The following is a 20460-nucleotide window of genomic DNA, read 5'->3' on the forward strand; positions in this document are numbered from 1 at the left end:
GACTTAATTTGCTAAGGGAGAGATATAACACATGGGAAGAACACAACCATCATACACCATGGCAGTAAACAGAGAATTAGAAAAACTGGAAAGAATAATTTCACGATTGAACTCACCCACCCTATCCCTTTTACTCGAAAAGGTTAAAGAAAAAGTAAGATATGCTCAAAGTGCATCATACGATGAACTCGTTGACCCCTATAACCTAGTTTACTTCACACTTATTTGGGCTTTAGCGGAGGAGTGTGAGAAATGGAGGAATACGTGCTTGACGCTTACCCGATCAAAGGAGGAGTGAAACTATTCCTAAACAATTTCAAGGAGAAAACTATCAGAACAACGTTTCCAGTTTACGCTATAACAGACAACCCCGATATAGTACTACAGCATCCGGAAGTGAAGTATTATGAGGAAGAGAAATGGAAAACGTTAAATGGGAAAGAGGTTAAAGTTTACCGCTTTGAAGTTGAATCCTTTGACGCTTATTATTACATGAGGAAGAGGCTAAACGTAGTTAACGAAACGCCAACAGTATTATCACAAACCCTATATCGCTTAGGGATAAGACCCTTTAGGAGATTACACTCTTATGATGACGAATTCCCAAAGTTAACTATTGCCAGAGTTGTGCCCTTAGATTGGTATGGTGAGTCGTCAAAGGGGAAAGTTTTTGAAGTCAAAATAAATGATGAGGTTAAGAGATTTTACGAAAAGCCTGAAATTGAGGCTGATGTAGTCGAATGCCTAGGAGAGGCGTGTAATTACGTAAAGTCGAACGTTAAGATTAGAATTGAGAAGAAGAGATCTCCAGTTTCAGCTAAGGGGTTAATAGAGTGGTCCCTTATCTCGCTTACCCCAATTCACGAAATAGCCTATGCCACTATTGGTAAAGTGTTAACGACAAATGAAGCTTGGGTTGCGTTTAAGAGAAGAATAATCATACCTAAGGTTGTTCCAAGAGTTGAGAAATTGAGGAGATTGGAGGATATAATGATGGCGGATAAGGGTGGATTGATACTCTTCCCACAGCTTGGATGTTACAATAACGTTTATCAGGTTGACTTCTCTTCAATGTATCCCTCCTTGATCGTTAAGTACAACATTTCAGCTGAAACCGTTGACAGTTGTAATGATATAACGACTGAGTTACATTCAATTTGCTTAAGGGAAAAGGGAATTATACCAGAGGCGTTAGAGTGGTTGATAAAGAGAAAATCAGAGTTGAAGAAAATTGATGAGGAGAGAGCTGAGGCAATAAAGTGGATTTTAGTTGCCTCGTTTGGGTATCTAGGTTATAGGAATTCCTTGTTTGGGAAGATCGAGGCTTACGAAATGGTTACCTATTTCGCCAGGAAGACGTTAAGGAGAACAATGGAGATTGCTGAAGAAATGGGATTGAAGGTTTTACACGGTATAATAGATTCACTAGTCGTTAAGGGTGATAACGTTGATAAATTCGTTGAGAGAGTTGAGGAGGAAACTGGGCTAAGACTGGATTATAAACGTTATAATTGGATTATCTTCACTACTACCAGAAATGATACTCCCTATCCTACAAGGTATATTGGAAACATGAATGGTGAAATGATCGCTAAGGGTTTAATAAGGGAGAACATGCCAAATATCGTTAAGTCGTTTTTGGAAGACGTGTTAAGGGAATTTTCATCAGCTGGGACTTGTTCCGATATAAAGAAGGTTAGGATTAGGGATTTGTTTGAACAGTATAGAAAGAGGGCTATAAATGGTGAGCCAATAGATTACGTTATATGGATTAAGGGTATTCCTTACGTGAGGGGAGTTAAGGGTTTCTACGATGCTAGACTAGGTTATATGGGAAGGGATGTAGATTACTACGTTAATTACTTGAAGAGGGTTTACAAAGATTTGGAGGAGGTGATCTCTAGATGCTAATTACTGGTTTTCCCTTTTTAGATGAGATAATAAAGAGAGATGAAATAGTTGAGTTCTTCTCAACTGATAGTGATTTGTTGAGAATTTTCTATCATAGGGTTATAGCTATTTCAGCTCCAGTTTACGTTGTAGTAGTTTCCGAAAGAGGCGGATTAGATCCCTATTTAATTGAGCGTTTTCAAAACGTTTTCGACAATCACGCTGAAGTTTATATAAGGAGGGCTTTCAAGGCAGAGGATGTGCCAATTACCATTGATTCAATGGGAGATAATGACTTAATAGTCATTGATCCTTATCACCACAGAAAGAATTACACTAAAATTGTATCGTCATTGAGAAAGGTTAAGGGTAGGAAGTTCTTGTTCAGTTTTATGGATAGGGAAAGAGAGGGGTCAATTTTCGGCTCTCACACTTCTCATGCAATGATCAAGTTGATTAAAAGCACTAGGGGTTTTAAGTTTGTAATAGTGAAAAGCGTTACCAGTAAAGAGATTGAAATTCCCAATTACTTGTTGGACTTATACGGCAAAGTAAGCGATGATGGCGGTTTATTGAAATATATGATCTAACTCGATTTTTCTCTTCTAGTCTATGTATCTCTTGTAATTGCTTTTGAAAAAATTAGATTTATTTTATTATATATCTCTCACACACGACTAAAGTACGTTGAATAATCTCACTACTACTTTGCTAGATTATAAACTCTATACTACTAACGGTAGTGAAAAACTGATTAACGCTTAATCAATAAATATAGACAGAGAGAGAACATATAATAAATAATAATCTAATTCCTCTCCTCTTTCTCTTTATTATTGTAATAAGCCAGTTAAAACAGTAGAACAGCCTCCGCTATTCCAACCTTTTTTATAATAAACCTCTAGCTTTCATAGCACTTACTACCCTATCCACTGCTAAAGCCATTGCTCCACTTCTCAAATCTTGATCACTGAACTTCCTCTTATGAAAATCATATAACGCATTAAAGGCATTTGTCATCCTATCAATAATAATTTTCTTAGCCTCTTCGTCACTAATTATCCCACCAGACTTATTATTAGCCCACTCCACATAACTTCCAACAACTCCTCCAGCGTTAGCTAAAATATCTGGTATTACAACTATACCTCTCTGCCTCATTATCTCATCAGCGTCTGCAGTTAAAGGTCCATTTGCACCTTCAACAATTAGCTTAGCCTTAACCTTTGGAGCGTTAAACTTATTTATAACGTTTTCAACTGCTGCGGGAATTAATATATCACAATCACTAGTCAACAATTCCTCATTCGTAACCTTTTTCCCCTCTGGGTAATTCACAACACTTCCAGTTTTCTGAACAATTTCCAACGCCTTATTAATATCTATTCCTCTCTCGTTAATTACCCCTCCCCCTATATCGCTAATTCCTACTATTTTAGCTCCCATTTCACTCAAGAATTTAGCGGTGAAAGAACCCACATTCCCAAACCCTTGAATTATAACCCTCGCTCCTTCAATCCCTCCTATGAACTTACTTGCAGCCTCTTTAGTGACTGTTGCAACACCTAACCCAGTACTGTATAATCTAACGCCTATCCCTCCTAGCTCAGCGGGCTTTCCAGTAAACACTGCGAAATCAACTTCACCAGTTATCTTTATATACTCGTCTAAGAACCAAGCCATTATTTGCGGATTAGTGTTAATGTCTGGTGCTGGAATATCTACATCGCTACCCAAATAGTTATGAAGTAATTGAACATACTTCCTTGAAAGGTCCTCCAATTCCTTTAAGGTCAACTTTTTAGGGTCAACTCTAATTCCGCCTTTTCCTCCCCCATAGGGTAATAATAGCAATGAGTTCTTCCACGTCATGATCATGGATAACGCTATCACCTCATCTTGCGTAACATTGGGACTATACCTAACTCCTCCCTTATATGGACCTAAGGCAGAATTATGCTGACTCCTCCAACCCAGAAACGTTTTCAATTTCCCATCAGAGCCCCTAATCTGTATCTTAACTTGAATAACCCTTTCCGGTTGAGAAAGGACTTCTAAAGTCTCACCATCTAAACCTAATAGCTCTCCAACTTTATACAACTTCTTAACTTGTTGCACGAACAAATTTGAGGTAAGGAGTTCCTCCATAACTTTACCCATTTACTTTAAGAATAAAAAATTATTCCAGCTTAATTTCAAAAATTTTTAAAACACTATTTTTTAATATAGAAAGATATATTGGAGTTGAAGGTCTTCTGAAAGTAAAGGTTTTTGCAAAACTTCTACTTTCACAATAGGTAAAGAAAATTATTAATAAGCACTTACCATGATTTGTGCATCAGCAAAGATTAGTTTTTCATTAATAGCCTAACATAGGGAACTACTCAGTATTCACCTTAAAGCTGAATACCTTAAGCGAGAAAACTCTCCTAGATCATATTTACTAAAATATGGTATAGATATTTTAAAAATGGATTAAACGTCACTCATTTTATCATTCAAATCTCTCCTCTACTTTTTCTGACCCTAAGCATTACGTTAAACTCAATTAAACACAAATTAATAGTCTTATTCTCCATTATATAATTCATGGAAATTGCAACTTTAGGAGGAGGCTGTTTCTGGTGTACAGAAGCAGTGTTCAAGAGAGTTAAGGGAGTAGTTAGCGTCAAACCAGGTTACTCTGGTGGCCACGTTCCTAATCCCACTTATGAAGATGTATGTACTGATACAACTGGTCACGCTGAGGTAGTTCAAATAACCTTTGATCCATCAATAATTTCCTATAAAGAGTTACTTGAGATATTCTTCGAAATTCACGACCCCACAACTCCTAACAGACAAGGAAACGATATAGGGACACAATATAGGTCCATAATACTCTATCACAATGAAGAACAGAGGAGAATAGCTGAGGAAATGATAAAGGAAGTGGAGAAGAGAATAGGTAAGAAAGTCGTAACTGAATTAAAGCCCTTTGAAGTGTTTTATGAGGCTGAAGATTACCACCACGATTACTATGATAAACACAATTACAATCCGTATTGCAGGTTTGTAATAAGTCCAAAAATAAAGAAGTTCATGAAACTCTTCCCTGAGAAAGTGAAAATTGAGTAAAAGACGTGATATACCATTGAGAAAATGAAGGCATTAAATAAAGAGCAAGAAAGAAGTTACACCTTTTAAAATTAAACACACTGATCTAAACAACATTTTTTAATAATAAAATAAAAATAATCTTCTACTTCATTCTACTTCCTTATTGATAGATTGAAAGATATATAAAATTATTTCATTACTTTACGTTTAATTGGAAACGAAATTTTTATATAGAGTTAACTCCCTATTTAATACATGGAAGTAAACATTAGATTACTCCTTCTAGTCCTTACAATATTGAGTATTATACCAGTAAGTATGATATTCAGTCCACACACAAACCTCAATGTACAATCACTTTCACAATCTCACTCTTTAAATAGAGTTTACTTTCCTCCTTCTGCTCACAATATTTCCCCATTAAAAATAGGGGATCAGATAAACCCTTATGCCTATTATAGTAGTGAACCAGCACCAATGGGAATTGCCGACTATGGTTTATCACCGAATGGTCCATTCATAAGAAATACCACTTCATGGTGGGGAATAGTGGAAATAAATGGCTTGAGTGCAATAAGTAATGGCAGCAGCTGGGTTAGTTTCCAGCTTAATGTTGTGTTAAACTATCAGTATAATGGTAATACTTATGCATTATGGGTTCAAGATGTTGCAGTATATAATACTGAAAGTGGTGAAACATATATTTTAGATAATATTTGGAATTTTACTTCTCCAAAAGCAAACGTCAACGGTTTAGAGGGAAATGGAGGGATTTATTATGATAGCAATAGTGGGCTTTTATATTACGCATATGAGGCGCCTAATCCTACTACATTGACACTTCCAGCAACAATTCAACTCTTTGTGAGTGTATCTACTAATACAAATGGTCAGCCCGTAATTTACTTCTGGTATAATGATGGAAATGGTTGGGTTAACTACGATGTTGTAACAGTGACAAACGTTTTCGATGCTAGCAACGTTTACTTTTTAGTGGATGGTTATACTACGACCGGAAATGGTCTTCTCTATGACGCTGAATTAGTTATGGGAGGGCCTGGTGGTGGATTATGTGCTAATGTTTTTTACTCTGATGTCTTCTTCTTCCTATATTACTGGAATGGACATAATTATCAAGAGGTTAGAAATGCCTATAACTTCGGCTCAGATACTGCTGAAACTGTAAATAACGTAAATGTGGGGGAATATTATTATCCGCTATACGGAATACTCACTTCTGGATTAACGAGCGGAAGGGGATCGCTATCTCAAATCTGGAATCAAGATAATACTGTACAACTAACTATATACGCGAATACTTATGATGGATACGTTTACGTCTACAATGAAAGTTATCCCTATTCGACTGCAACACAGTATGAGAATAGCATTCCTTTAAGTGAAATGTCCTTTGCTGGTGGCCAAGTAACATTAACGCTTTATCCCATGAATTACGCAATCCTAGTTTACAACCAAAATGGACAATTAGTAGGGGAAGCTAACATAAATACTTATTCTGGTGAAAACGCTGTCACTTCAACTACGCAATTTTCAGTTTCAGTTAGCAATACAATACTTAAGGTAGCAGTTCATTCAACATCTACAATAAATATTAACATCAACGCTTACGGCACAGTTACAGTTAACGTCATTGGCCCTCAGAGCGGATTATCTTACTCCTTATCGCAAACTCAATTTTACGTAGATGGAAGTGGAACTACTACGCTAACAATAAATGGTATCAATACTGGAACCTATACGCTAATTGTTAACGTTACGTTATTCCCGGGATATTACATAATTCAGACAATTACGGTAAACGTTATAGTGATTACTGTGCCATTTACCTTAACATATACTGTAAATGGGCAATCATTACCGCAATCACCAGAAGTCACATTCAACTTCCCTAACGGTACTGTGATGACTATTCCGTTTACAAGTGGTTTTACAATTCAAGTACCTACTGGAACTACGTATACAGTTCAGCAAATCATTGGAGGTGGTTCAAACGTTCGATGGGCTACAGAAAACCAGGTTAGTGGTACTATAAGCGGATCAACTAGTATCAGTGTAACTTACTATGAACAATTCCTAGTAACGTTCAACTATCAAGTTATAAATGGACAGTGGAGCTATGGATCACCTAGCGTAACTTATTACTACTTTGGTACACCAACTGTTGCATCAACACCAACAACTGTCTGGGTTGACTACAACTCACCTTATCAATTCTCACAAATGATAACTAGTAATTCAGAAAGGATTATAGGGACAAACTATCAAGGAACAATAACATTCCCCGGTACGATAACAGCAAACTATTATGTTCAATACTACATATCCGTTAACTCACCAATACCAGTATACGCATTAGTAAACGGTAAGAACGTCTCCTTAGTCAGTAATTGGTACAACGGCAGTGTGACAATTAACGTAGAAAACATAACATACTATCCGTCACAACTCACAAGAGATGTCATTATAAGCGTATCCCCTAGTAATATCATAGATGTGACATCACCCATTACGATAACGGTAAACACAATTACTCAGTATTACGTGAACGTTTCAACACCAATGCCAATTTACGCTATAATTAACGGAAAGAACACAACACTAACAAGTAATTGGTATAATAGCGGTACTGAAATAAACGTGGAAAACATAACATACTATCCCTCTACAAGTGAAAGATACGTAATGAAAAGCATATCACCGGGCATGGTATTCACAATAAGCTCTCCAACTAATGTTGAAATAACTGCTATAAAACAATACTTCATCAGAGTCAACTCAGTAATTCCAGTTAAAGCTTACATCAACGGTACTCTCTCTTATCTGAACTCGTCGTGGATTAATGAATACACCAACATTGGAATATTGAACTACACCTACTACGTAAACTCTCAACAAAGATACGTTATACTCAACATTTCACCACAATCGTTCACAGTTAAAAACCCATTAAGCGTGAACGTTTCAACAGTAAGGCAGTTCTTGGTTACGATAAATAACGTATCAACCTGGTACAATGAGGGAAGTAAGGTATTGCTAAGTGCTAACGTGCCAATATACGATGTAGGCAAGTTCGTTGGAACGTACAACGTCTCACCGGGAACATACATTACTGTCAACTCACCAATAGTTGAAAGGCTAGTGTTATCACCGAACTACGTATTCTACGGAGGAATAGCTGGAGCAGTAATAGCAATAGTGATTGCTGTAGTCTTATTGTCAAAAAGAAAGGGTAAAGGGAAGTAAAAACTCTTCTTTAACCTTTTTTCTTATACTAACTAGATGGAGGGCGTCAGGTTTTCTAAGACTGAATCTTTTTTCTTATACTAAATACTAACCCAAAGCTAAGTTTACACTAAATCGTGATGGTAGCTACTCATTCCTATTTTTCACCAGATAATGTATTTGACTGTTGATCCTTTTTCAACATTAACCCCTTAGCCCTCATCATAAGTTTGATAATCTTCTCAAAGATTGCTAAGGCTATGTTAGCCAACGAAACGACACCATAAGTTTGATAATCTTCTCAAAAGAGTTTCTTACCTCACAAGCTATTTACAGATTCGTTACAGTATGGGTACAAAAACTTTCGTATCTATCAATTTGTTACCACATCTGATAAACCATGTGAGGACTTTGTCCAAAAAGTATGTATATTTGACTACACAAAGTTATACACTGAGATATATCGTCAATATCATCTACATAATTGGAGTAATCAATTTCTTATTAAAATTCTTGTCAAGTATCTCTCTAGCTAACGTTCTTAGGAGATCAATATTAACTTTTATTTTACCTTCCTTCACTAAAGACGAGAAAAGCTTCGGAATGAAAGGAATAACTATCTTTATATCGAAGTCCAAATCCTTAATCCTTTCAGAAATATTGTATATATCGCTTGGAAATGGGTAAACCATATTCACTATGAGGATTTTTCTTCCCTCTAGATTCTTGTAGTATTTCACTGTTAGGTCTAACGTAAATGCGTCTGATACGATCAAATTCACTACCTCATCAGCCTTATCAAACTTACTTTCAAATTGCATAGTGGGGGTATCTACGATTATAAAATCGTAATTTCTCTCTATATTACCGTAATCCAGTGTTGTATCATCCGTAACTACATCTACACCCTTTACTGAGTTCTTAATCAACAAACTTGAAAACTTTAAATAGTCCTTATCTACAACAAGGACTCTCTTACCACTTTCTGCCAAGTACTTAGCCAAATAGGCGGAAATAATTGACTTCCCAACGCCACCCTTTACACTTACTGTTTTTATTATCATTCAACTTCCCCCAGATAGAGGAGTAACAACGAAAATAAACTAAAACATTTTATTATCATTTAATTTCACCCTAATTATACAACTTATTATTATTATCATCACCACCATACTGCTTATTATTAAATAGCACAGCCCTCTCCAAAATTTTCGACAACGCAATTCTTATTCCTTCCTCAAGATCGTAGTATTTTATCTCCCCTTCACTGTTTTGATAAAGCACCTTCTTACTGTTCTTACTAAACACAATAACCTCATTAGATTCGAAAAATATTGATAACCTTCTATTCCTTTCATCTTCCTCCAGCAAAGATAGATCCATAACCTTCAAATGAGTATCGTTAACTACAGCGTAGTCTAAACCCAAAGAGGTAAGTAAAGTTAAGAGTCCTCTAATTATACCTCCCTTTTCAAGCTCACTTCTTAGCTTGTCAATTAAAGTCATCCTCCCAACGGATAACCACCTAGCCCTAGTTGCTGAGTTCACCACTGACAATCCTAATGCACCTACAAGAAGGTAAAGTGATAGGCCAAAGTACGTTGTTGAGGGAAAGAATATGTAGAATGCACCATTAGGAGTAGGTAGTACAGAGTAACCGTAATAGTGCAAATACCTCTGTTGGAAAATGAAAGTATTTACGATCATCACAACACCAAAACCCGCAGCAATCGTAGAAGCGTAAAGGGAATACCTACTTGACCTCCACGCTAACGGTAAAACAGCTGATATTATGAAGAAAATTACGGCGAGAATAGTTAATGGAGATATTAGAAGATATTTTGATTCGAAGAAAAGAATTTGAAAACCTAAGGGAGTAATCATCTGTTCATAATTAATGCTTTTTAATCCAAAAACGGGTACAAAGAACCAAAGTACAACAGCAATGATCGTCAAAATGGAGAATATAACAACCTCACTGCGGAACCTTGCCATACTAGCTATTTCACTTTTCGGGATTTAAAAGTTTTCACCTAAAACTCCCGGATGAAATATATTTCGAACGTTTTATTTTCTGGTGGAGAATAGTAGATGATCGTCTTAACAAAAGCATTAACGTAATACGTATCCTTAGACAAGGAAGTAGAGTATATAACGGATTGATACTCACTCAAGTTGAAACTTAAATTAAGGTAATGTAATCCGGGTGAAAGAGAGAGATTTAATGGAATATATTTAACTATGGCAACGAAACTTGACAAATTATAATTCACTAAGCTCAAATTCTCTATGCTTACTAACGTAACGTTTAGTGGGCTAAACACTTCAAGGAAAAGATGCAAAGTACCGTTTTCATATGTGAAATTCAAAAGTTTTATTTCGTTGATTATTGTAACGGAAATAACGTCAGAGAAAGTAATGTAAATTGGATTACCATTTAACTTACCCTCTAACAAGCCCTCCACTGTTACTTCTGACGGTAGATTATAAACTAATGGGAAGGATACATTGAAGAGGGAAGAGTTACTGTAGCTAACAATGGGTTTAGTTATGTTAACCCTTTGCCCAGTGTTGAATATCTCTACATATCCACCGTTAAAACTAATGTTATATCCATCATTATTTACTACCTCTATTTCAACTACAATCTGTCCATTTTCCACCCACGTGTTTATCACTTTGGCGTATGGAGGATTGAAATTACTAGCTGGTTTTATTATCACTCTAGTTGCCTCATAAGTCCCTATAATGGCTACTAAAAGGAATAAGATAACGAGGATGGTGAAGATCTTAACGTCTCTCTCCATTCACGATAAGCCTTATCCTTATTATAATTTAAAGTTTTTCGATTGATCTATCTTTGCGGACTTATCATAATGATAGAGAGTTTGGAGACATTACGCAGTGTTGAACCATTTGCGGATTGAATAAAGAGACGTGAATTGTGAACCTAAAATCAATGGAAATTAACATGCAATAGATTATAGCAATACACAACTGAAAACTAATTTTAAAGTTTAGCCACATACTTAGTAAAAAAGAGAATGTCTTTATTGTTCCTCTGAAAAAATACGATTATTTGTAGTTTAAATCTTGTAAAACAAACTATCACAAAAAGCTTAGAAGTCAGAAACAAACAGATATAATAGAAGTACAACAACTTTATAGGAAAAATAAGTTATACCAATTACTCTCTTTCAAAGAGCTAATGCTTATATCGTGATGCGATAACGATCGCCGTTTTTATCCTCTAAATAAAGTCTTGTATTCCGTTAGCACACAAAATGATAGTTGTCGACGCGATAGTTCAAAAAATATGGTTATCATCTTCTTTTTTTATTATTGTACAAATAAAGAATTTTAAGCAAACCCTTAGGAATTCACTAAATTCTAGAATCTTAGTTTTACTAAAAATATTTCTAATCAGAAGTTTGAGAGAATTAAAAAGCATTTAGTAATTCTGAAAAATTTGTTAAATACTTTAGATTAAAAATCGCACGCTCCTTAGTTTTGAATATAAAGTGAATCGTCGTAAGAATAAACACTTTTAACGTGAAACTCCTTACCCTAAACAGAACATTATAGAAAATTTTAATTAACCTTCCCTTAAAAACAATTAAGGAAGTGATGAGATGTGAGCAAACTTAGTAGGAAAATATTAATACCGTTATTACTAGTCGCATTTATAATACCAGTAGTAACTGCAGACGTAATATACTACTACTCCGGAACAATAAACGTTAACACTACTTCCTCTCCCATCACTATAACCCCAGGGCCAAACGGCAACGTACAAAACTATATTACCGTAACTACACCTACGGGGAGTAATCCAGGTACTAATAGTTTCACAGCTACCATATACATAACTAATTCTAGCTATGCATATTTCTATCAAGCAGTACAATTAACTGTTTCTTCGCAAATATACCTATATATAACTAACATACAAGCATCTGCGTCCTACATAAACAATATGTGGATGATTATACAATCATCTTCCGGCTCTACAGTTGCTACGATACAAATTATTAATGGTGGGGCAGCAGTATCTTCACCATCTACTCCAATAAGCTTATCTGCTGGTACTTACTACATTTCATTCTTAGTACAACCTACCACACCTTTACCACAACCATCAACTACATCAATAGAAACAGTCACACTATACCTAGGAGCTAACGTAGTATCGTCAACCGCCTTACCACTACCACCTGTGTAATTTTTTATATTATTTTTTAACAACAAGATGATAAATCTTTCTTTTTTATAAATTGTATATAGATTTGAAACTTAGTATGAGGTGAATTACTACTCTCTATAACCTTGTCATAACTCGATATTTTTAGATAGAGAGGGGAGATAAACTTTTAAGGTAGACTTCTAATATTGATTGTGTGAAATTCAAAAAGGGAGCTATTATCATCCTATTTATGTTAATTATACCACTTATCCTGCTCCCATATTATGATGCTGATACTGTTTATTATTATAACTCTACATCTCACTTTTCTACAATAAACATATTAACGGCTAAAGGATATAAGGACAGTTACAATGTAACTTTTAATCCAATAGATAAAATATATAAACGTTTGTATAGCGTATATTCGTCATCTGTAGTCTCATCCTCTAATAATATCTCTATCAACGGCACTCTAATCGTTTTTCTACCCATTAATAATAGTATAAATGCTAATATAAACGCAAGCACAGTAAATTTATATCGTAGCGGAAATCTTATTATAGTACCTAATTTTACGACAATCCAAGGAAACAATAAACCACTTTACACTAGCGTAAATTTAATCTTATCAGAGGGGAACTCAAAATATAATATACCACTAGTGTCTAATGGCAATGTGTTATCTTCAAATTATACTATTCCAGTTACACCTGGTCTTATGACAGTTAACGTTAGTTGGAGTATAAAATCTAGTCATTCAATTAATTCTTCCTTTTATGAAAAGCTTAATGTAGAATTTAATTACGGAGGAGTATATTATATTTACTACTGGAATATTAATATCACTTCCTATAGTTCCTCATGATATTAGTTGATACATAGCAATACGAATACGAATTGTTCTGCCTTTTTCAATCTATAAGTATACCTTTTCTATAGTGTTTTTCCGTAAATGGTACTTTGCGAGAATTTAAAGCATAATACGGTTCTTCGAAATCTAATTAGCGATCCTCTCTCACTCTGATAAATTGAAAGAAATATTTTATAACCTAACGTTATAAAACCTTCTACATATATTTTCGAAGCCCGAATCTCCACCAAATTCCCTTTAATGACAAAATTTTACCCTATAATATAGCCCACTGCCAATAATTATATACCGTAACGTTTAAACCAATCTCTATGCAGAGAAGATGTATTTTTTATTATCTCTTTAATGCATTATAGTAGTTGGCACTTCTCCTTATAAATTGTTTAAATAGTTTGATCATAAATCTTAAATTCCTAACCATCTCGAACATTGGCCTAAATTTCGTAGTACCGCTAATCCTTTATAGTGTTATTGAAACATGAGAAATCCCATTACTGGAGGCTTATTGATAATATGCCCTCACGATATCCCTCTTATATTAATAGTTAGCCATAGATGATAATGAGCTTAACCTTCAACTAATAAACTTGAAGTAAAACCTTTAAATATATAGCATAAAGCAACTTCAAACACATATGTGCTTTATGAACACCTTAGAATTGTAGAATAGAAGAAAAAAATATTATTATAATAATATACAATTACTCATCTTGAATATTTCCTTTAGGGTATAATAGATTAAAGCAAGTATCATGAAAACGCTATCACTAGGAACAAGCTAATATTCCTCCTTTCTACTTCATCGCTGAGCAAAACACTTACGCTAAGAAAACGTATAACTTAAGGGCTTTACACACTCTGCTACAAAAGAAGTTGAATTCAGCATTAGCGTGATAAAATACTATACATAGAAGAAATCGTCACTCTCATGGTATCATTCCATTGAAGCTCATTAACAGCTTATACATGTCGATCTCTCTCATAAACTTTAAATCATCAGCAGGAATATATAATACGGGGTAATGGATTATAAGAAAAGAAGTTCTAATTGCGATCATCGTAGCAGTAATAGTTTCGATCGTTGCTTATGCATTAACGATGGTTTCAACACCTCATATATCTTCATATATCTTCAGCGTCAAAGTCTTAAGCTTAGTTGATTCACAAATCTTTCCTGCAAATTGGAAATATAAAAATGCTACATGTATAATAGCTTACATTAACTTAACGTATGAAGGTAACAAACCCTTAACAATATATGCATCTAATTTCTACCTAAACACTAGTGAGGGAGAGTATAAGGGAAATAATATTTCTCTATCGGGCTCCTTCCTTCATCCAGTTACTTTACATAATGGGCAATATCTAATAGGTGGAGTAGGCTTCATTATACCGATAGGGGCTATTCCGGAGGAATTAGTCTACAAAAACAGCACTGGTCAAATATTGTTTAGCGTGCATTTACATGGTTTCACGGAGTATTGGATAGGTGTTAGTGCAAAGCCCGAGCTTTATAACACTTCCATATATTACACTATCGTTACAATATACCCCTTTATCCTAAGTGGTCAACCAGTTTACTTGAATGTAGAAGTGGTAAATTACTACCCCCACTCGAACATTAGTGTCTTAAATATAACAACATCTCCTAAATTCAATTTTACCGTAACTACTCATAACTTGCCCTCCATTCCACTTCGGCCTTACCAATCAACAACTTTTGGTTTACTTATATATCCGCCTAATGAAAGTTATTATGGCAATCTATACGTTTACGTATACTACAAGGTTGAAAACTCAACAACCTCAACATAACCTTTTTAACAAGCTCTATTTTGACCTCACTGTTTTCTATTGAGAACTCAATATAGTCCCCCCTCTTTTATTCCTAGCACTTCTCTAATCTCGTAAGGTATAGTCACTTGAAAGTTCCTTGTAACCTTTCATATCACTCTTCTTATAGTATGTTTTAGGGAAAAGGAATATATAACTCTCTCTAGCAATTTTTCTACTAGTTTTTACGCGTCACTCTGGAATTAAGTTGATTATCATCATAATTATCATAGTCATTATTTCACAATAAATATTATCTAGAAGAATGAACCATTAATTAAAACGTTTACATCTATTAACATCTAATAAAAGAATAGTATTATTAGTTCTCTGAAAATGACGTATAGCATATACCTTTAATTTTTCCGATGTAAGATTTAAGGCTTATTTATACCATCAACGCTTAAACTATTTGCCATTATTTAGATCTTTTCGAAGAGAATCCATGTCAGTATTTAAGGTCTAAGGTAAATTTACGTAAACTACTATAAATAGTATCTTCACTATTTCATAGTATCATTTCCGGTTTTAGTTTCTTTTCGTTCGTAAACTACTATAGTATCTTCACTATTGTAAATCCAAAAACATGTAATCCTCTAGAACTTTATAACATTATGCTGAGTAAGTGTAATGTTAAAAGAAAAATAATATATAATACCTTTGTATAAATGAGTATTAAGAATGACAGATGATTTGTTAACTTATGAATTTGAGGAACCCGAAGTCCCTTTGAACAATCCTAGCAATACCACTTTTAACGAATTAATTGGGGTTAATTTTAAGTGTGAACCCTTTACATTCAAAGCTTATGAACATCAAATTAGAGCTTTTAATGAGTTAAAGAAGGGGAATAACGTAATATTGAAAGCCCAAGCTGGATCGGGTAAGACGGAAGCGTGGTTCTCATATGTGATATATAAAATTCTTAAGGAAGGGCAAAAGGACTTCAAGACTCTCCTTATATATCCCACAAGAGCTTTGAGCAATGATCAGTTCAGCAGATTAACAAAATATGCAGGTGAGGCATGCCTTAAAATGCCCAATCTAGTGGAAATGTATGATAGCAACAAAACACCGAAACATCTTCATTATCCATTTAACATCTTAATTACAAACCCTGAGAAAATAGCTAGAAATCTACACAATAAAGAAAGACTCTTACCATACAAAGATGTTAATCTAATAGTCATTGACGAATTCGATTTTTATGGAACAAATGACGCAAACAAACTTCTTGTCCTACTAAAGGTTCTCTATAAAGATATTTTTAGAACTCAATTTCCCCAATTCGTCATTATGAGTGCTACCTTAAACCTCTCTGACATTAAGGAGACTATATTAGAGAAATTAAGCGATGGTAAAGAAATTATAACAATTGAAGGTAATGCAAGAAAGCCCAAAAACAAAGTTAAGATAGTTTTAGGCAAGAATCAAGGTTTAAGTACCTCAGAGATCTTTCACGCTCTAAAGAAATATTTTTTCAGTAACGAGATAAGTGATCAAATAACTCAAGTGATAAAAACACTCGATACGAATATAAGAATATTCAAAAAAGGAGATGATAACAACTTACTATCAAACTTTTTAAATCAATATATCAACTCCGGTAATACAACCATCGTATTTGCACCCACAATAAAATGGGCAGACTACCTATATTCTAAAATTTCAACTCAAAAAGACAAAGTAGTCATTCATCACTCATTAGTACCAAACCGAGAAGAAATTGAAGCTAAACTAAGAGAGGGTGAAGTTAACCTAGCCATATCAGTTATAACCCTTCGTCAAGGGATCAATATAAAAAGCGTTACAAGGATCATACACTACGGTATGCCTACAAGCATATCTGAGTACCTTCAGAGAGAAGGGAGAAAAGGAAGAGATCCAAATATAACTACAACTGAAACTGTAATCATACCGTTAACCCTCTCTGACCTCATTATATTTGCCAGTGATAATCCCGAGGAATTATTCAAGAAATGGAAAAATTTAGGGCCGGAAACTACAGTTTTATTGAAAGAAAACAACAAGTTCACCAGGCTAGTTGAAGACATTTATAAAAACGTAATCAATAAGGAAAACGAAAAAATTCAAGATTTAGCCAGACGAATGAGAATTTTAACAAGTAAAAATAAGAAAACGATCCAGGCTACCTTTTACGGATGGCACTCAGACAACGTTAAAGTAATATTAGACGATCAAGTCGTCAAACTAATAGACAAAGCTAGTTTTGTAAATTATTATCAAGTAGGGTCAATAGATATAGCAACTGAATCTGTTATAGTGAAAACGGACTGGAATAAAATTTATGAAAAGAGTATAGTTGAGTTACTTAAACAGAGTTATCAAAGTCCTCAAACCGTATCTGGGATAGAACGGGAAATCATCAAGCTAATTAATAAATACAAAAAGTATAAGAACAAATATTATTATTATAGTAATAATAGCATTCAAGATTTAAATAGCTTAAAGAATGCGTTACTAGATGACATATACTCCTATAGACTCGTCTCCTACGTTGAATTAGGTATTAGGCTAATAGAAGAATTAACAAAAGGCCTTTATATAGTGAGAATCTTTCCAGTTAGAACCATTTGGTATCTAAATGATATCAATAAAACTCTAGGTTCAATATATTGTAAAAAACCTATTGTTAGCGTGTACGACGTAACTTACGCATACAACTTCCCCTTACTTTACTTATACACCATGAAGTCGGGAAAGTATGTCGAGATTAATGATAAATTAAGGAATGAGATAAAAGAAAACCTTAAGCAAATAATATCATTAATAAATTTAATTCTCAGAAGAAATTACAACATTTACTTTCCCTTAATAAGATTCTATATAGACAAAGACACCGAAAACGTCATCTTCTGGGAATGGGAGCTCACTGGAGCACTAGAGACAATATTTGATAATGCGTCATTAAACTTTAGCAACAATAAAACACTTAACCTAGAAAGTATAGAAAAAGACGTAAGTAACATACATTTTGACGATATAACCACGATACTGCTTAGAATGAACGGGATTTACGTAAATGATGTAAGATTTAAAGAGATAAAGGATTACGCAGTATCCTTCTTACAACTTATAAAAGCCTACAAACAAATAACCACTCTGTTAAAGGACTTCTCAAATAAGGACGTTTTCTTAGTCCCATTGCGCTATAATAATCTCGATCTAGTTTTCGTTTTCTCACTTAACATTTACCCAGGTTTCTATTCTCTTAATAAATTATTAACTACTAACCATATCACTGCGGATAGTAACGTATATTGCATTGGTAGAAAAGAAGACTTAGATCAAATCGAAGGAACCTTACGAAATAACGGTATAAAGAAGGTCACTCGCATCGACATTAATGAAGACGATAAAATGGTCAGCTTCTTAGAAGAGAAATTAAGGGAATTTGATCAAGAAAATAGTGAAGTTATTGGAGAATTACAACAAAGTAACAAAGATAGCTTAATATTTATTCAATACTTTGACTCATCTATAATCAAGGAAGTTATTGAAAGGATCAAAGACCATAAAATTATAAATAATGAAAATCTTATTAATAATGTAATGAGCACATTAAACACTACCCAACAACCAGTTCAACAGAATAGAGATAGTGAGCCAATATGTTTACTGATCACAGAGGACTGGTCTAATCTACTTAGAACAGAGTTAAAGAAAGAAAACTCAAAGTATTTCATTGAGTTGAACTCTAACATGCAATTATCCAATAACGAGAAATACAAAAACATAACCAATTCACCACCAATATCCACGGAATTCTTATCATACATCAAAAAACCTAATACACGAATAGACGTTGTGTTTTTAGAGAAAAAGGACAACGAACTACTCCTCCGTTCAGTCGGAAAAATTATCGACGCTAAAAACATCGAATTAGTAGAAGGGAACAAAATTAAATCAATCAAGATAAACGTCGACTGCTATCAACCTGTCCCACTAAGAATGGACCTAGATATAGGCTATGAAGGGGTCTTTATTTGTGAAAGAACCCACGATGATGAAACTAAGAACGCTTCTAACATGATAAATATCAAGAAAATATTGAGTGAATGTAGAAAAGATTCAATATATGAATTAAAAGTATGTTACCCTAAAATCCTAGCTTCTAAAATCCTCTCAGATAACCCATTAACACTAGATCAAGACGCATTTATAGATATCAAAAGCAACATTATAATCGTTCCTTCTCGGCAAATAGTATTAATTCCATATAACAATACGTACGTTTTATGGAGCATTCCCTATAACTGCAGACAAGGAGATATCAGAGAAATAGATAAAATAGATAGCAGAAAAATAATTGAATGCATGGGATTACAATTTTTACAAGAAGATAATTATTTGGCTAAACAACTAAGTACCAAAGAAGGTGTTGAAAAGGCCTTATTGGGAAAAACTTATTCTAAGGTATCAGTTTCGAGAAAACCTAGCAATATAGTAGACTCATTAAAGAAGACCCTCTATTGGCAACACTACATTCTGGAATTTATAGGAGTTAAAAAACTAGTTATATTATTGAACTCTCTAATGAAATATCATACTGTACTTAAAATGATTCAAATTAACAACCTTTATGATGTGCTATCATTTATAGACATAGTTAAGCAAATCAACGAGCTGAATTCATACCAATCATTACAGGAAGTAATTAATTCACTCCGTCAACATTATCAAATAGACTTATGGAATTCTAACTCTGACAAAATCTTAAATCAAATAAATGAAGCTATAGAGAAAATTAATTCAGAGAAAATCACCAATGACTTAAATAAATATTTAGATAGTTATTCTCAAGAAATCTCTTTCTTACTTGATGATGATATTTTAGTTGAGACCCGTGGTATCATGATATCATATAGAGAGATATTATTACCGCAAAATTCAGAGCTAAAAATAAAGTACTTATCACTGTTACTTGTAGAGAAGTATAAGTTTAATGATTTTCCGGTCCTTGTTAAATTCCAAAGGTAAAGCAATCAGAGATTCCCTCAGCGTTATATAATTTCTTAAGGATAAGCTCCTTCTTTTAATTCTTATAATAGATTTAAAAGAGTATTCTGTAGATCGACTAGAAAAATCTTACTTGATAGAGTAGATTTTCATAGATTTAAAGGTGAGTGTAATCTATCTAGGGTACGCATTCATTAGCTCTGACGCCTGAAATGAGTCATCTTCAAGTAAAATTGACTCATGACATGACTCAAAAAACAATTGCAATACCACTTCATGTAAAAGTGTTGATTAGTCAGTCGGGATATTAGTGCTCTGCAGCATTACAATACCACTTCATGTGAAAGAGATAAACTTA

General features: G+C 34.1%; 13 protein-coding genes and 1 pseudogene. 9 read left to right on the plus strand and 5 right to left on the minus strand.

Going from position 1 to position 20460, the window contains the following annotated elements; genetic code table 11:
* The first annotated feature begins 31 nt into the window (after nucleotides 1-31).
* From GFS03_RS04645 to GFS03_RS04655, 3 genes are read left to right on the plus strand one after another with little or no spacing between them, the layout of a single operon-like run.
* Nucleotides 32-298 (plus strand): DNA polymerase II, encoded by a 267-nt coding sequence (locus tag GFS03_RS04645; RefSeq protein WP_153422725.1) that lies wholly within the window; start codon nucleotides 32-34, stop codon nucleotides 296-298.
* Nucleotides 253-1911: a DNA polymerase domain-containing protein gene (locus GFS03_RS04650; RefSeq protein WP_153422726.1), complete on the plus strand. Its 1659-nt coding sequence runs from the start codon at nucleotides 253-255 to the stop codon at nucleotides 1909-1911. The genes GFS03_RS04645 and GFS03_RS04650 overlap by 46 nt, the downstream gene beginning before the upstream one ends.
* Entirely contained in the window at nucleotides 1905-2480 is a 576-nt protein-coding gene (locus tag GFS03_RS04655; protein ID WP_153422727.1) for a hypothetical protein, read from the plus strand. Before GFS03_RS04650 ends, GFS03_RS04655 begins: the two co-directional genes overlap by 7 nt.
* Nucleotides 2481-2778: 298 nt before the next feature.
* Here GFS03_RS04655 and GFS03_RS04660 read toward each other — a convergent pair whose 3' ends face one another.
* Complete coding sequence (locus tag GFS03_RS04660; protein WP_153422728.1) at nucleotides 2779-4038, minus strand: Glu/Leu/Phe/Val family dehydrogenase; 1260 nt, start codon at nucleotides 4036-4038, stop codon at nucleotides 2779-2781.
* A 441-nt stretch (nucleotides 4039-4479) separates the two neighbouring features.
* Between GFS03_RS04660 and msrA the strand changes: the two genes are divergently transcribed.
* Both msrA and GFS03_RS04670 read left to right on the plus strand, forming a co-directional pair.
* Nucleotides 4480-5007 carry a peptide-methionine (S)-S-oxide reductase MsrA gene (gene msrA / locus GFS03_RS04665; RefSeq protein WP_153422729.1) on the plus strand — a complete coding sequence of 176 codons (528 nt, stop codon included), beginning with the start codon at nucleotides 4480-4482 and terminating at the stop codon, nucleotides 5005-5007.
* A 237-nt stretch (nucleotides 5008-5244) separates the two neighbouring features.
* The gene (locus GFS03_RS04670) at nucleotides 5245-8253 is read left to right on the plus strand and encodes a thermopsin family protease (RefSeq protein ID WP_153422730.1); all 3009 of its coding nucleotides are present in this window, start codon (nucleotides 5245-5247) and stop codon (nucleotides 8251-8253) included.
* Nucleotides 8254-8708: 455 nt separating this feature from the next.
* Here the strand turns inward: GFS03_RS04670 and GFS03_RS04675 are convergent, their stop codons facing one another.
* The 3 genes from GFS03_RS04675 to GFS03_RS04685 all read right to left on the minus strand — a co-directional run bounded on the left by GFS03_RS04675 (nucleotide 8709) and on the right by GFS03_RS04685 (nucleotide 11039).
* Nucleotides 8709-9296 carry an AAA family ATPase gene (locus GFS03_RS04675; RefSeq protein ID WP_153422731.1) on the minus strand — a complete coding sequence of 196 codons (588 nt, stop codon included), beginning with the start codon at nucleotides 9294-9296 and terminating at the stop codon, nucleotides 8709-8711.
* Nucleotides 9297-9366: 70 nt separating this feature from the next.
* The gene (locus GFS03_RS04680; protein ID WP_153422732.1) at nucleotides 9367-10227 is read right to left on the minus strand and encodes a hypothetical protein; all 861 of its coding nucleotides are present in this window, start codon (nucleotides 10225-10227) and stop codon (nucleotides 9367-9369) included.
* A 38-nt stretch (nucleotides 10228-10265) separates the two neighbouring features.
* Nucleotides 10266-11039, minus strand: a complete 774-nt coding sequence (locus GFS03_RS04685; protein WP_153422733.1) for a hypothetical protein — start codon at nucleotides 11037-11039, stop codon at nucleotides 10266-10268.
* Between the two features lie 827 nt (nucleotides 11040-11866).
* Between GFS03_RS04685 and GFS03_RS04690 the strand changes: the two genes are divergently transcribed.
* The 3 genes from GFS03_RS04690 (at nucleotide 11867) to GFS03_RS04700 (ending at nucleotide 15104) form a co-directional block, all read left to right on the plus strand.
* Nucleotides 11867-12454, plus strand: coding sequence for a hypothetical protein (locus GFS03_RS04690; protein WP_153422734.1), 588 nt, complete (start codon nucleotides 11867-11869; stop codon nucleotides 12452-12454).
* A 175-nt stretch (nucleotides 12455-12629) separates the two neighbouring features.
* Nucleotides 12630-13283 (plus strand): hypothetical protein, encoded by a 654-nt coding sequence (locus GFS03_RS04695; RefSeq protein WP_153422735.1) that lies wholly within the window; start codon nucleotides 12630-12632, stop codon nucleotides 13281-13283.
* A 1104-nt stretch (nucleotides 13284-14387) separates the two neighbouring features.
* Nucleotides 14388-15104 carry a hypothetical protein gene (locus tag GFS03_RS04700; RefSeq protein ID WP_153422736.1) on the plus strand — a complete coding sequence of 239 codons (717 nt, stop codon included), beginning with the start codon at nucleotides 14388-14390 and terminating at the stop codon, nucleotides 15102-15104.
* Between the two features lie 28 nt (nucleotides 15105-15132).
* Here GFS03_RS04700 and GFS03_RS13705 read toward each other — a convergent pair.
* A pseudogene (locus GFS03_RS13705) lies at nucleotides 15133-15211 on the minus strand (AbrB/MazE/SpoVT family DNA-binding domain-containing protein); the annotation flags it as partial.
* Between the two features lie 592 nt (nucleotides 15212-15803).
* On the opposite strand from GFS03_RS13705, the gene GFS03_RS04710 reads away from it, so the two are divergent.
* Nucleotides 15804-20123: a DEAD/DEAH box helicase gene (locus GFS03_RS04710; protein WP_153422737.1), complete on the plus strand. Its 4320-nt coding sequence runs from the start codon at nucleotides 15804-15806 to the stop codon at nucleotides 20121-20123.
* Nucleotides 20124-20460: the final 337 nt, after the last annotated feature.

Origin of the sequence: Sulfolobus sp. E5-1-F (assembly GCF_009601705.1) — an archaeon.
Classification (GTDB): domain Archaea; phylum Thermoproteota; class Thermoprotei_A; order Sulfolobales; family Sulfolobaceae; genus Saccharolobus.

Excerpts from the sequence above, each read along its gene's own strand:
- GFS03_RS04645 (WP_153422725.1), top strand. The coding sequence starts at position 32 with ATGGGAAGAACACAACCATCATACACCATGGCAGTAAACAGAGAATTA.
- GFS03_RS04650 (WP_153422726.1), top strand. The coding sequence starts at position 253 with ATGGAGGAATACGTGCTTGACGCTTACCCGATCAAAGGAGGAGTGAAA.
- GFS03_RS04655 (WP_153422727.1), top strand. The coding sequence starts at position 1,905 with ATGCTAATTACTGGTTTTCCCTTTTTAGATGAGATAATAAAGAGAGAT.
- GFS03_RS04660 (WP_153422728.1), bottom strand. The coding sequence starts at position 4,038 with ATGGAGGAACTCCTTACCTCAAATTTGTTCGTGCAACAAGTTAAGAAG.
- msrA (WP_153422729.1), top strand. The coding sequence starts at position 4,480 with ATGGAAATTGCAACTTTAGGAGGAGGCTGTTTCTGGTGTACAGAAGCA.
- GFS03_RS04670 (WP_153422730.1), top strand. The coding sequence starts at position 5,245 with ATGGAAGTAAACATTAGATTACTCCTTCTAGTCCTTACAATATTGAGT.
- GFS03_RS04675 (WP_153422731.1), bottom strand. The coding sequence starts at position 9,296 with ATGATAATAAAAACAGTAAGTGTAAAGGGTGGCGTTGGGAAGTCAATT.
- GFS03_RS04680 (WP_153422732.1), bottom strand. The coding sequence starts at position 10,227 with ATGGCAAGGTTCCGCAGTGAGGTTGTTATATTCTCCATTTTGACGATC.
- GFS03_RS04685 (WP_153422733.1), bottom strand. The coding sequence starts at position 11,039 with ATGGAGAGAGACGTTAAGATCTTCACCATCCTCGTTATCTTATTCCTT.
- GFS03_RS04700 (WP_153422736.1), top strand. The coding sequence starts at position 14,388 with ATGGTTTCAACACCTCATATATCTTCATATATCTTCAGCGTCAAAGTC.
- GFS03_RS04710 (WP_153422737.1), top strand. The coding sequence starts at position 15,804 with ATGACAGATGATTTGTTAACTTATGAATTTGAGGAACCCGAAGTCCCT.